This is a genomic window from Streptomyces sp. NPDC085524, assembly GCF_044541755.1.
In the GTDB taxonomy this organism is placed as follows: Bacteria; Actinomycetota; Actinomycetes; order Streptomycetales; family Streptomycetaceae; genus Streptomyces.
In genome coordinates, this window is the sequence record NZ_JBITTH010000009.1 from 264,268 (window position 1) to 277,221 (window position 12,954).

Below are 12,954 nucleotides of genomic sequence, written 5' to 3' on the forward strand. Positions count from 1 at the left end.
ATGACCCGTGACAGGTTACCGCTGTCGATCAGTGCACGGGATCGGCGGCAGCCGCGGCCGGCCGCCGGCCGCCGCCGGACTCGGCACCGGCGCCCGCGTCGGCCTCGGCGCGGCTGAGTACGGCGTTGCGGGTGTCGGGCATCAGGACGTACGTCACGAGGGAGACCAGAGCACACCCGGAGACGTACCAGAAGAACATCGTCTCGTGGCCGCTGTCCTTGAACCACAGCGCCACGTACTCCGCGGTGCCGCCGAAGAGCGCATTGGCGATCGCGTACGGCAGCGCCACGCCCAGGGCGCGCACCCGGGTCGGGAACAACTCGGCCTTCACCGCCGCGTTGATCGAGGTGTACCCGGTGACGATCACCAGAGCGAGCAGCGACAGGCCCAGCGCGGACCAGTACGAGGACGCGGACCCGAGCGCGGTCATGATCGGGTACGTGCCGACGGTGCAGCCCACCGCGAAGGTGATCAGCAGGGGGCGCCGGCCGATCCGGTCCGACAGCATCCCGGCGAACGGCTGCAGTACGGCGAAGAGCGCCAGGGCGGTGAAACTCACCAGCGTGGCCGTCGTCTTCGCCATGCCCGCGCTGCCGACCAGGTACTTGGTGAGGTACGTGGTGTAGGTGTAGTAGGCCACGGTGCCGCCGAGGGTGAGCGCCATGACGAGGCCCGCCTGGCGCCGGTGCTCCCACAGGGCCTTCAGCGTGCCGCGCGTGCTCTCGTCGTGGGCGTCCCCGTCCGACGACTGCTCCTTGAACGCGTCGGTCTCCTGGAGCCGCCGCCGCAGCCAGAAGACGACCACCGCGAACAGCGCCCCGAACACGAAGGGGATGCGCCAGCCCCAGTCGGCCAGCTGGGCCTTGCTGAGCGTGTGCTGCAGGGTGATCAGGATGCCCAGGCCGAGCAGCTGGCCGCAGGTCATCGACACGTACTGGAACGAGGATCCCAGGCCGCGCCGGTTCGGGGCCGACGCCTCGGTGAGATAGGTGGCGCTGGCCGCGTACTCGCCGCCGATGCTCATGCCCTGGAGCAGGCGCGCGAGCAGCAGCACCAGGGCGCCGAAGTAGCCGGCCTGCCCGTAGGTGGGGGCGACGGCGATCATCAGCGCGGCCACCGACATCATGGTGACGGTGAGCGTGAGGGCGCTCTTGCGGCCGTGCCGGTCGGCGGCGCGGCCGAGGATCCAGCCGCCGACGGGGCGCATCAGGAAGCCGACCGCGAAGATCCCCGCCGTGTTCATCAGCTGCGTGGTCGGGTTGTCGCCGGGGAAGAAGGAGTCGGCGAAGTAGATCGCGAAGCTGGCGTAGACGAACCAGTCGTACCACTCCACGAGGTTGCCGAGCGAGCCGCCGACGAGAGCGAGGCGGCGCTTCCTGCGCTCGTCCACGGGCGGTGGTCCGGACAGGGCGGCGGCGGACGAGGACATGGCGGCTCCAGACGGAAGTCCCTGATACGAGAGGCGGAACGCGAAATTCGGGACTTCCCCAGCCCCCCGTGCCGGGGAAGTTCCCAGAGCATGCGTCCGCCGTCGCACCCGTACAAGGTCCGGCAGCCAGATCTAACGTGCCGCTAAGGAAGTACGGGGTGAGGGCCCCCCGGCGGCGGTGCGAGGCGGCGGGCGCCCGCCGCGGGAGTGGCGGTGAGGAGGTGCGGGGGACGGTGGCCCGCTGCGGCGAAGGCGGCCGTGACGTGCTCGCCCACGAAGTCCTCCAGCCCGGCCCGCACCAGGGCGATGACCGAGCCGCCGAAGCCGCCGCCCGTCATCCGCGCACCGAGCGCTCCCGCCTCCAGCGAGGCGGCCACAGCGAGGTCGGTCTCCGGGCAGGAGACGCGGTAGTCGTCGCGGAGCGAGGCATGGCCGGCGGTGAGGATCGGGCCGAGTGCCGCGGCGTTCCCCTCCTGCAGCCGGGCCACGGCCTCGGTGACCCGGGCGTTCTCGGTCACGACATGGCGCACCAGCGGGGCGAGTTCGGCCGGCAGCGACTGCAGGGCCCGGGGGAGTTCCCCGGGCGGCAGGTCGCGCAGGGCCGGCAGGCCGAGCAGCGCGGCCGCCCGTTCGCAGCCCTTGCGCAGCGCCGCGTAGGCCCCGTCGCCGAGGTCGTGGGTCACCCGGGTGTCGATCACCAGCAGCCGCAGACCCTGGCCCCGCAGGTCGAAGGGGACGTGTCCGTGCTGCTCGGGGTGGCGGGCGTCGAGGTGGAGGGCGGCTCCCGCGGTGCTGCAGACGGAGGCCATCTGGTCCATGATCCCGCAGGGCACGCCGACGAAGGCGTTCTCCGCACGCTGGGCGATCCGGGCCAGTTCCGCCCCGGAGAGGCCCAGCCCGTGCAGGGCGTCGTACGCGACGGCGACCGCGCACTCCAGCGCGGCGGAGGAGGAGAGCCCGGCGCCGGTGGGCACCGTGCTGTCGAAGTGGAGGTCCGCGCCCGCAACCGGGTGTCCCGCTTCGGCGAGCGCCCACACCACCCCCGCCGGGTAGGCGGCCCAGCCCGGCACGGCACCGGGGGCCAGCGAAGCCACCTCCAGATCGGTGACCCGGCCGTCTCCCTGCGCGCTGTGCAGCCGCAGCCGCCCGTCCGTGCGGACCCGGGCCGCGAGCAGGGTGCTCTGGGGGAGGGCCATGGGCAGGGCGAACCCGTCGTTGTAGTCGGTGTGTTCGCCGATCAGGTTGACCCGGCCCGGCGCCGCCCAGACCCCGTCCGGGGCACTGCCGAACAGCCGCTCGAAGCCGTCGGCGACGCGCTCCGCGCGGCTGTCGTCGTCCCACTGGCCCGACCGGCTCATGACAGGGCCTCCCGAAGCCGCAGTGCCGCCGCCTCGGGGGCGACGTCGTTGATGAAGGCCTCCGTACCGGACTCCGTCCCGGCGAGGAACTTGAGCTTGTCGGCGGTCCGGCGGACGGTGAACAGCTCCAGGTGCAGGGCCAGTTCCTCCCCGCCGGTACGGGGAGCCTGGTGCCAGGCGGAGACGTACGGGGTGGGCGCGGGAGCCTGCGGCTGCCCGGCCACGGCGAACAGCCGGTCGAAGCGGCGCAGCAGGTCCAGGTAGACGCCGGGGAACTCGGCCCGCTCGGCCTCGGTGAGGCAGGTCAGGTCGGGGACGCGGCGGTGCGGGTAGAGGTGCACCTCGTACGGCCAGCGGGCGGCGTACGGCACGAAGGCGGTCCAGTGCTCCCCGGCCGTCACGACGCGCTCGGTGGCGGCGCGGGCGCGCGCCACCAGGTCCTCGAAGAGGTTGCGCCCGGTGGCGGCGCGATGGGCGGCCGCTGCGGCGGCCATCTTGGCGGCGCGGGGCGTGACGAAGGGGAAGGCGTAGATCTGGCCGTGCGGGTGGCTGAGCGTCACCCCGATCTCGGCCCCGCGGTTCTCGAAGCAGTACACCTGCTCGACCCCCGGGAGGGCGGAGAGCTCCGCGGTGCGGTCCGTCCACGCGTCCAGGACCAGGCGGGCGCCGGCCGGGGCGAGGTCGGCGAACCGGGCGTCGTGGTCCGGGGTGAAGCACACGACCTCGCAGCGTCCCACCGGGGCCGCGAGGGAGGGGAAGCGGTTCTCGAAGACGGCCACTTCGTAGTCGGCGGCGGGGATCTCGCCGAGCCGTCCGTCCCGGGAGGGGCACAGCGGGCACTCCCCGGCGGGCGGGTGGTAGGTGCGGCCCTGCCGGTGGGAGGCGATCGTGATCCAGTCGCCGGTCGCCTCGTCCTGCCGCAGTTCGGGCCGACTGTCCACGGGGTCCAGCGGGCGCAGGTCGGGAGCCTCGCGTACGGCGCCGTGGTCGGTGTCGAAGTAGATCAGTTCGCGGCCGTCCGCGAGTTTCGCGAGTGTTTTCTTCACCCGCCAAGAATAAACAGAACCGAACAGTAGGCACCAGTATGGGGACGTGAACTTCCACATGGTTCAACAGGCTGCCGTGTTATCTTGCTGCTTTCCGACACACAGGCCGAACCCGGGGAGCGACCGTGGCCGAACCGGCAGCCCAGCTGGCCCACCAGCGGCGCGCGCTCATCCTGGACGCGGTCCGGCGCGACGGCGCGGTACGCGTGGCCGACCTCGTCGGGCGGCTCGGCGTCTCGGACATGACGATCCGCCGGGACCTGGACGCCCTGGCCCGGAGCGGCGCCGTGGAGAAGGTCTACGGCGGGGCCGTCGCCGCGGGCGGGGCCAGCGGCCACGAACCCGGATTCGACGCCAAGTCCGATCTGGAGGGCGCCGCGAAGGCGGCCATCGCGGAAGCCGCCGCGACCCTGGTGGAGCCGGGCAGCGTGGTCGCGGTCTCGGGCGGCACCACCGCGCACGCCGTCGCCGCCCGGCTGCTCGGCATCCCGGGGCTCACGATCGTCACCAACTCGCTCCCGGTCGCCGACCTGGTGCGGGCCGCCGGCGGGGAACCGGGGAACGGTGCCCCCGCCCTGCTGCTCACCGGCGGCGCACCCACCCCCTCGGCCGCACTGGTCGGTCCGCTCGCCGACCTGGTGATCGGTTCCCTCCACGTGGACCTGCTCGTCCTCGGCGCCCACGGGGTGAGCGAGGAGGCGGGGCTGACCACCCCCAACCTCATGGAGGCGCAGACCAACCGGGCGCTGGTCGCATCGGCCCGGCGGGTCGCCGTCGTGGCCGACCACAGCAAATGGGGAGTCGTGGGCCTCAGCGGATTCGCTGCGCTGGACCGGGCCGACTGGTTCGTCACCGACGCCGCGATGCCCGCCCCGGCCCGGGCCGTCCTCGCGGACACGGTCGGCGAACTCGTCATCGCCGGCGGGGAGATCTGAGCCCGCCCGCCCCGGTCGCCGGTGCAGCCCGCCTCAGCCCCAGGCGCCGCCCACTTCAGCCCCCGGTGCCGGCCTCCGCCGGCGCAGGGCCCGTGGTGGCCCGGATGACCAGCTCGGGATCGAACAGCAGCTCCCCGGTCGGCACGTCCCGGTTGCCGACCAGCGCCAGCACGCTGCGCCCCACCTCCAGGGCCAGCCGGTCGGCGGGCTGGCGCACCGTGGTCAGGGGCGGATCGGTGAACTCCGTGACGGCCGACCCGTCGTAGCCCACTACCGACACGTCCCCCGGCACGGAGTGGCCCTGGCGGCGGACGCCCCGGATCGCACCGAGGGCCATGTAGTCGCTGGCCGCGACGATCGCGGTGGCGCCCAGGGCGAGCAGCGGCGCGACGGAGGCCTGGCCGCCCTCCACCGTGTAGGACTGCCGGATCACCCAGCGCTCCGGGTCCTCGATCCCCCGCTTGGCCATCGCCTCCAGGAAACCGCGGACCCGGCGGTCGGCGGGCTGGTTGCCGGCCGGGCCCGAGACCATGCCGATCCTGCGGTGGCCCAGCCGGTGGAGGTGGTCGACGGCCAGTTCGGCGGCGAGCGCGTCGTCGGTGGAGTAGACGGGCACGGGCACCCCGTCCGCGAACTCGCCGTTGATCCCGACGTACGGGACCCGGCGCTGGCGCAGCAGTTCGTACGTGTCGGTGTCGGAGCCCTCGACGGTGTTGGACGCGGACAGGAAGACTACGGCCGCGACGCCCTTGTCGACGAGCGCGGAGATGAAGTCCCGCTCCTGCACCCCGCCGGGGAAGGCGGGGCACAGGATCGTCTTGAGCCCGTGCGGGGCCAGGGCCGACTCGATCCGCTCGGCGACATCGGCGAAGAACGGGTTGGACACGAACTCCGTGATCACCGCGACCAGTTGGCCCTGGGTCTGCCGTTCGTAGCCGAGCTCCGCCATGGCCTGCTCGACCGCGTCCCGGGTCTTCTTCGACACGCCCTGGCGTCGGTTGATCACCCGGCTGACGGTCGCCTCGCTGACCTGGGCGAGGGCTGCGACCTCGGTGATACCGACCTTCATCGGGGTCCTTCCGTGATCGTGAGCGCCGCCAGACCTCCGCGCGGCACCGCCAGCGAGTGCGCCCCCTCCGGCAGGAACGGCGGCGGACCGTCCATCATACGGCCGTCGGGTCCGTGGACCGCGCCCCGGATACGGGCCCCGCCGCCCCGCACCTCGACCATCACCCGGTCCCGGTCCGAGCCGTTGACCAGGAGGAAGTGCCGGTACGCGGAGAAGTCCAGCGGGACGACCCGGTCGCCGTGCACGCTGAGCAGGCAGCGCTCCCCGGCGCTCGCCCGAACCAGCGGGTACAGCTCGTCGGGCCGTCCGGGTTCCACCTCCCCGTCGAGCAGCAGCTCGCGGTGCAGCCGCCACTGCCGCAGCCAGAACCCGGTCGCCTCCAGGTGCGCCGCCGGGACGCGGTCGAGCCGTACGGAGATCTGCGGCACCGCGTGCAGCGCCCCGATCAGCTGCCGGGCCACCGCGGCCACGGGCGCGTCCGCCGACCACAGGAGCATGTCGGAGTGGACGGCGCCGCCGACCGCGAGCAGTGCGGTGTCGAGGGTGCGCACCCGGTTGGCGGTCGCGTCCGCCGGGCAGTCGAAGGAGCGCAGCATGTTCCCGAAGGGGGCCATGCCGGGACCCGTGTAGGGCTGGCGCAGTTCCAGCAGCAGGCCCGGGCGTACGGATTCCAGGGCCGCCCGCAGCTCCGTCAGCAGGGCCACCATGGCCGCTCCGAGGTCCCCCGCGCCGTCGCCGGCGTACACCATGGCCTGCTCGAGGAAGTCGAGCTTGAGCCCGTCGAGCCCGTACTCCTCGACCAGCCGGACGCAGAGCCCGACGACGTGCGTACGGACCTCGGGGCGGCGCGGGTCGAGCACGTGCGCGCCGGGCACGGTGGCGGGCGCGGGCGCGTGGGCCGCCCACCGGGCGTGGCAGGCGGCTCCCGGGCCGAGCAGCAGCGGCGCCACCCAGGCCAGGTAGTGCAGGCCGGTGGCCCGTACGCGGGCCACGTGCGCGGCGAAGTCCGGGAACTTGGCCCGGTCGGGCCGCCAGTCCCCGCAGCCGGCGTAGCCGCGCCCGTGGCCCAGCTCCTGCCAGCCGTCGTCGAGGATCAGTGCTCCGCAGCCGAGGCCCGCGGCCAGTTCGGCCTGGGTTTCGACGGCGGCCGCGCTGACGTCCTGGTTGAAGGCGTACCAGGTCGAGTAGACGGGGGTGCGGGCCGCGTCGGGCACCGGCACGGGGTCGAGCGCTGCGCCGAACCAGGCCCGGATCGCCCGCATGGCCTGCGCCACGGAGGGGGAGCGGGGGGCGAGCAGGATCCGGTGGGGGCCCCGTGAGGCGGGCAGGCGGAGGTGGACGACGTGGGTGTCGTTCTCCTCGGAGACGCCGAAGCGCAGGTTCGCCTCGGGGACCGGATCGGCCGCGGCGAAGGTGAGCAGGGTGGCGCCGGAGTGGTCGTAGAGGCATCCGGCGGCGTGCCCGTCGACCAGCGAGACCCGGGAGCGGCCCTCCCAGTCGGCGAGGAGGGTGCGCCGCCAGCCGCCCTGGGGGTGCCAGTATCCGGCGGCGTCACCGAGGGGCACGGAGAAGCGGACCTCGACGGGGGCGCCGTCGGCCCGCACCTCCAGCATGCGCAGGCCGCCGGTGGTCTCACCCAGTGTCCACGCGGGGGCGGCGCCGTGGGCCAGGACGGAGAGCGAGACGCCGTCGAGCAGCGGCTCGAAGCGGGCGGGTGCCAGTCCCGCGGTGGTCACGGCTTCAGGGGCCTGCGCCGGGGCGGTGGTGGTGTGCACGGTCACTCCTTCACGGCGCCGGCGAGCAGGCCGGACACGAACTGGCGCTGAAGCGCCAGGAATACGAGGGCCATCGGGATCGCGGCGGCCGCGGTTCCGGCGAGGATCGCGCCGTAGTCGGTTTCGTCGAGGCCCTGCAGCGAGGCCAGGGCCACCGGCACGGTGAACGAGGCGCTGTCGCGCAGGACGATCAGCGGCCAGACGAAGTCGTTCCACTGGTACAGGAAGAGGAAGATCGCCAGGGCGGCCAGGGCGGGCTTCATCGGCGGGAGCACGACCTTCCAGAACAGCCGCAGTTCGCCGCAGCCGTCCATGCGGCCGGAGTCGAGGAGTTCGTCGGGCAGGGCGGCCATCGACTGGCGCATCAGGAAGATGCCGAACGGCAGGGCCAGGTTGGGCATGATCACGGCCTGGTAGGTGCCCAGCCAGCGCAGCTCGGCCATCATCTGGAAGAGCGGTACCAGGGTGACCTGGGCGGGGACGACGAGCCCGAGCATGAGCAGGCCGAAGAGGGTCTCGCGGCCGCGGAAGCGGAACTTGGCGAAGCCGTACCCGGCCAGGGTGCAGACGGCTCCCGCGCACAGGGTGTAGACGGCTGCGATGAGCACGGAGTTGAGGACCACCCGGCCGAACTGCGCGGTCTCCTGGAGCGTGCGCAGGTTCCCGGCGAGGTGGCCGCCGGGGAGCAGCGGGGGAGGGCTGTCGAAGATCTCGCCGGAGCTGTGCGTGGCGGCGACCACGAGCCAGTAGAAGGGGGCCAGTACGGCGGCGAGCGCGATGGCGAGTCCGGAGGTCAGCAGGATGCTCCTGCCCCGGTGCCGGGCGGCGGTCATTGCTTCTCCCCGAGGAGGCGGAACTGGATCACGCCGAGGATGCCGATGAGGACGGCGAGGGCGTAGGCGATGGCAGAGGCGTATCCGAAGTCGAAGTATTTGAAGGCGTTCTGGTACAGGTACACGCCGACGGTCAGGGTGGCGTTGTCCGGGCCTCCGCCGGTGAGCACGTACGGTTCGTCGAAGATCTGCAGGGTGCCGATGGTGGAGAGCACGGTGGTGAGCAGCAGCGCGGGACGCAGCCCCGGCAGGGTGACGTGCCGGAAGGAGGTCCAGGCGCTTGCCCCGTCCACGGCCGCCGCGTCGTAGAGCTCGGCGGGGACGGACTGCAGGCGGGCGAGCAGGATCACCGCGTTGTAGCCGGTGTAGTGCCAGGTCAGCGCCAGGCCGAGGGAGATCTTCGCCCAGAAGGGGTCGGTCAGCCATGGCACGGGGTCCGCACCGACGAGTCCGAGCAGCCAGTTGACCAGCCCGTAGTCGTGGTTGAGCAGGACCGAGAGCATGATCCCGTAGGCGACGAGTCCGGTGATCATCGGCAGGAAGAAGCCGAGCCGGAAGAGCGTGCGGCCGCGCAGCAGACCGGAGTTGAGCGCCACCGCGATCCCGGTCGCGAGGGCCAGCATCACCGGCACCTGGACGGCGAGGATCACCGCGGTGTTCTTCAGGGCGGTCCGGAACAGCGGATCGCCCAGCAGCCGGGTGTAGTTGTCGGCGCCGACGAACCGCTCGGTCCCGCCGACGGTCTTGTGGAGGCTGATCACGAAGGAGCGGCCGATGGGGTAGATCTTGAACGCGGCGAAGAGCAGCAGCGCGGGCAGTACGAAGAGGTACGGGGCGACGCGCCGGCGCCGCCGGGGCCGGGAGGCCGACCCGGCCGCCCCCGGAGCGGGGACGGCCGGGTCGGCCCGGCCGGTGAGCGTCGCGGTCATCGGGAGACCTTGCGCCCGGTCTGCCGGGAGAGCTGGTCGGCGGCCTCCTTGAGCACCTTCGCCGGGTCGGCCCCGGCCAGCAGGACCTTGGACTGGGCATCGGTGACCAGCTTGAGGGCGCGGGCGTAGTCGGCGGTGTAATTGAACGCGGGCGAGGGGGCCTTGAGCGCCTCCAGGAAGACCTCTCCCTTCTTCTGGCCGCCGAAGAAGGCCGAGGGCTCGTGGAAGACCGCGTCGTCGTACGCCTTCATCAGCGCGGGGGCGATGCCCTTGCCCCGGTAGATCTGCACCTGGGAGGCGGGGCGGGTGAGGACGAACTCGATGAAGGTCCAGGCGGCGGCCTGCTGCTTGCTGCTGCCCGCGACCGCGAGATGGGTGGAGTTGACGGTGGCCGCGGTGGATCCGCCCCGTCGGACCGCCGGGGGAAGCCGGACCTTCCACTTCCCCGCCTCGCCCGGAACCTGCTCCTCGATGATGCCTCCGAACCAGGTGGGCATCGGCAGCACGGCCGCGGTCCCCTCCTTCAGGGAGCTCATCAGGGCGTTCCAGCCGCCGGCGAGATCGCTGACCAGGCCGGCGTCGTTCATCGTCTTGATCAGGGTCATGGCCTTCACGGCCTCCGGGGAGTCGAGCGTGATGTCCCCGGCGAGGTTGAAGTAGAAGGTGCCCTGCAACTGGAGCAGCATCTGGAAGAAGTTGGCGGCGTCGGCCTGGGAGGCGGGCTTGTCGATGCCCAGCAGATGGGCGCCGGTCTTGGACTTGATCTCCTTGCCGGCCTCGATGGTCTCCTCCCAGGTCTGGAGGGCGCCGACGTCCACACCGGCCTTCTCGAAGAGGTCCGCGCGGTAGTAGAAGCCCGCCGAATTCGCCTCCCAGGGAAGGGCGTTGACGCGCTTGCCGTCGGGGGACACGGTCTGCCACATGCCCGGGGCGAAGGAGTCCCGATGGGCGTTCGCGCCGAGCGGGCCGAGGTCGGCGAGGCCGCCGGGGAACTTCTCGACGTAGCCCGGCAGGTAGTCGACGCCGATGTGGAGGACGTCGGCGAGGCCCTGGCCGCCGGCCGCCAGCCCGGTGGTGATCTTGTCCCAGATCGCCGGGTTGCCGATGTCCTCGACCGTCACCTCGATCTCCGGGTACTTCTTGTTGAACTCCGGTACCAGGGCCTTCATCTCGGCGGCCGGCCCCTGCCAGGACCAGACGGCGATCCTGCCCTTGTGCTTCGGCCCGGCGGCGCCGCTCGCACCCGTGTCACCCGTGCCGGAGCAGGCGGTCAGGCCGGTCAGCCCGGCCCCTGCGGCGATCGCGCCGCCCATCCGAAGCACTCTGCGACGTTCCAGTTCCATGCCTGACCCACCCCTGCTCGCACCGTTGCGGAAGCCGAACGGCCAGGACTGTAACCAGCCGTCCTGGTGACTTGCAAGACTTCAATGAAATCTTTCAGTTCGATCAGGCAGTGAATTTTGACAAGAGTCATTGCAATCCATCAAGGGGGGTTGCTAGCGTGCCGCGCGCCCTGCCCCGCGCAGACCGGCGCCCCACCACAACCCGGGAGAACCCGATGACGCGTTCCCGTGTGTCGCTCCTGTCCGCGCTCGCCCTGCTCGCCCCGCTCGCCCCCCTCGCCCTCGGCGGCCCGGCCGCCGCGGCGCCGCCCGGCCCCGCCACCCGACAGCCCGCGCCGGCCGCGCCCGCCCTGCTCACCGTCACCAACCCCGGCTTCGAACAGGGCGCCACGGGCTGGCAGTTCACCTCCGGTACCGGCGTCGCCACGAACTACCCGCACGGCGGGGCGCGGCTCGCCTACCTCGACGGCGGGCCCGGGATGAAGGTGTCCCAGACCGTGACGGCCGCGGGTCGGGGGACGTACGACATATCCGCCTGGATCGCGACGGGCGGTCCCGGCGGCCGCTACGTCGCCCGGGTCAACGGCGCGGTCGCCGCGGAGCAGACCCTGCCGAGCGCCTCCAACTACCGGCGCTACACGCTCGGCCGGATCACCCTCGCCCCCGGTGACAGGCTGGAGATCGCCTTCGAGTCGGGGGAGGCCTGGGTCAACGCCGACGACGTGATGGTCTCGCCCTCCTCACCCGCGGACCCGCGGATCAGCTCCTCCGACCCGAAGATCGTCGAGATGTTCGACTGGTCCAAGCGCAAGGCCAACAGCTGGGTCCACCTGCCCGGCACCCCCGGGCCGCTCAACGTCGACGAGAACCGGACGGGCGGCAGCGGCGCCGGCACCTACGGCGCCTCCTACTGGGCCGGCTACGCCAACCGCAGCGGCTACTACTCGCGCGACATGGCCCACCAGCTGGCCGGCGCGGGAGTGCTCGGCCTGCACGCGGAGAACAAGGCGATGCTCCGCTCCTTCGCCGCGTCGGCCACACCGGCGCACAAGTACTACCCGGCCTGGGCCCTCAACTTCGACACCAGCACCTACCTCTCGATCGACTACAAGAGCCCCTCGAGCTTCGTCCGCGAGGTGCCCGCCACCTTCGAGCTGGTGCAGAAGTCCGAAGAGGCGTACCGCTGGAGCGGCGACCGCTCCTACATCGAGGACCCGGTCCTGTGGGACTTCTACCGTCACGCCACCGACGAGTTCGTCACCCTGCACGACGGCCTCAAGGACAACGGCGCGGTCAAGGTCGCCGAAGGCACCGGCCAGGGCATCTTCCAGGGCACGGCCAGCTACAACGAGCAGAGCGGCGAGCCGCTCGCCGAGGCCGGCGACGCGATCGGCTCCCAGTACCAGGCGTACCTGGCCGTGGCCGCGCTCGCCCGGGCCAAGGGCGACTGCGTCCTCGCCGGCCGCTACGAGGCCAAGGCCCGCGAGCTGAAGACGTACTTCAACACGACCTGGAGCGGGACCGGTTCCGGCGCGGACATGGTGCGCGGCTACACCACGGACGGGCGGGCGCTGACCGGCTGGGGCAAGGAGAACAGCTGGTTCATGCCGATGAAGCAGATCGTCGCACCGGGCGCCCGCCGCGAGGCCTACCTGGACTACATCGACCAGCAGGCCTCGGGCGCGGACCGGCCCACCAACATCGAGGCCCTGACCTACCTACCGGACACCTTCTTCCGGAACAACCGCAACGACACCGCCTGGAAGTGGATGAAGCACGTCTACGACCGCAAGGACATCCAGCACGTGAACACCAAGCAGGGCACCAACGGGGACTACCCCGAGGTCTCCTTCACCCTGATCGGACAGACCGTCGAGGGACTCCTGGGCGTCGTCCCGGACGCGCCCGCGCACGCCCTGAGCACCCAGTCCCGGCTGCCGTCGGACATGGCCTGGCTGGGGATCGAGGACCTGCGGGTCGGCGACTCGGCCTTCTCCCTGCGCCACGACGGGGCGACGAAGTCCACGCTCGCCCACACCTCGGGCAGTTCCGCCTACACCTGGAAGGCCCGGTTCCCCGGCACGTACACCACGGTCACGGTCGACGGGGTGGCCCGGCCGGCCCGCACCGAGGTGGTCGACGGCGTGACCTACACCTACGTCACGCAGCGCGTGTCCCCGGGCCGGACGGTCACCGTCCAGGTCGGCTGAGACCCGGGCGCGGGGGATTGCCGGTGG

Annotated in this window: 10 protein-coding genes; 2 read left to right on the forward strand and 8 right to left on the reverse strand. The window is 72.2% G+C overall.

All coding sequences use genetic code 11. From position 1 onward, the window contains the following. Nucleotides 1-28: 28 nt before the first annotated feature. The 3 genes from ACIGFK_RS16600 to galT all read right to left on the reverse strand — a co-directional run bounded on the left by ACIGFK_RS16600 (nucleotide 29) and on the right by galT (nucleotide 3,833). The gene (locus tag ACIGFK_RS16600) at nucleotides 29-1,429 is read right to left on the reverse strand and encodes an MFS transporter (protein ID WP_376655194.1); all 1,401 of its coding nucleotides are present in this window, start codon (nucleotides 1,427-1,429) and stop codon (nucleotides 29-31) included. Between the two features lie 143 nt (nucleotides 1,430-1,572). Beyond that, the gene (gene galK, locus ACIGFK_RS16605; protein WP_400052307.1) at nucleotides 1,573-2,787 is read right to left on the reverse strand and encodes a galactokinase; all 1,215 of its coding nucleotides are present in this window, start codon (nucleotides 2,785-2,787) and stop codon (nucleotides 1,573-1,575) included. Continuing rightward, nucleotides 2,784-3,833 carry a galactose-1-phosphate uridylyltransferase gene (galT, locus tag ACIGFK_RS16610; RefSeq protein ID WP_400052309.1) on the reverse strand — a complete coding sequence of 350 codons (1,050 nt, stop codon included), beginning with the start codon at nucleotides 3,831-3,833 and terminating at the stop codon, nucleotides 2,784-2,786. Before galT ends, galK begins: the two co-directional genes overlap by 4 nt. 125 nt (nucleotides 3,834-3,958) lie before the next feature. Between galT and ACIGFK_RS16615 the strand changes: the two genes are divergently transcribed. Continuing rightward, the gene (locus ACIGFK_RS16615; RefSeq protein WP_376655191.1) at nucleotides 3,959-4,768 is read left to right on the forward strand and encodes a DeoR/GlpR family DNA-binding transcription regulator; all 810 of its coding nucleotides are present in this window, start codon (nucleotides 3,959-3,961) and stop codon (nucleotides 4,766-4,768) included. A 55-nt stretch (nucleotides 4,769-4,823) separates the two neighbouring features. On the opposite strand, the gene ACIGFK_RS16620 is transcribed toward ACIGFK_RS16615, so the two are convergent. The 5 genes from ACIGFK_RS16620 to ACIGFK_RS16640 are packed head-to-tail and all read right to left on the reverse strand — an operon-like array spanning nucleotide 4,824 to nucleotide 10,717. Beyond that, on the reverse strand, nucleotides 4,824-5,837 hold the full coding sequence (locus ACIGFK_RS16620) for a LacI family DNA-binding transcriptional regulator (RefSeq protein WP_386463072.1): 1,014 nt from the start codon (nucleotides 5,835-5,837) through the stop codon (nucleotides 4,824-4,826). After that, a complete protein-coding gene (locus ACIGFK_RS16625; protein ID WP_376655189.1) occupies nucleotides 5,834-7,612 on the reverse strand; it encodes a glycoside hydrolase family 36 protein in 1,779 nt (592 codons plus the stop codon). Before ACIGFK_RS16625 ends, ACIGFK_RS16620 begins: the two co-directional genes overlap by 4 nt. 2 nt (nucleotides 7,613-7,614) lie before the next feature. Further along, a complete protein-coding gene (locus ACIGFK_RS16630; RefSeq protein WP_400052312.1) occupies nucleotides 7,615-8,445 on the reverse strand; it encodes a carbohydrate ABC transporter permease in 831 nt (276 codons plus the stop codon). Next, nucleotides 8,442-9,374 (reverse strand): carbohydrate ABC transporter permease, encoded by a 933-nt coding sequence (locus ACIGFK_RS16635; protein WP_400052314.1) that lies wholly within the window; start codon nucleotides 9,372-9,374, stop codon nucleotides 8,442-8,444. The genes ACIGFK_RS16630 and ACIGFK_RS16635 overlap by 4 nt, the downstream gene beginning before the upstream one ends. Beyond that, nucleotides 9,371-10,717 (reverse strand): ABC transporter substrate-binding protein, encoded by a 1,347-nt coding sequence (locus ACIGFK_RS16640; RefSeq protein ID WP_400052316.1) that lies wholly within the window; start codon nucleotides 10,715-10,717, stop codon nucleotides 9,371-9,373. The genes ACIGFK_RS16635 and ACIGFK_RS16640 overlap by 4 nt, the downstream gene beginning before the upstream one ends. Nucleotides 10,718-10,932: 215 nt before the next feature. Between ACIGFK_RS16640 and ACIGFK_RS16645 the strand changes: the two genes are divergently transcribed. Continuing rightward, a complete protein-coding gene (locus tag ACIGFK_RS16645) occupies nucleotides 10,933-12,927 on the forward strand; it encodes a hypothetical protein (RefSeq protein WP_400052318.1) in 1,995 nt (664 codons plus the stop codon). The last annotated feature ends 27 nt before the right edge of the window (nucleotides 12,928-12,954 follow it).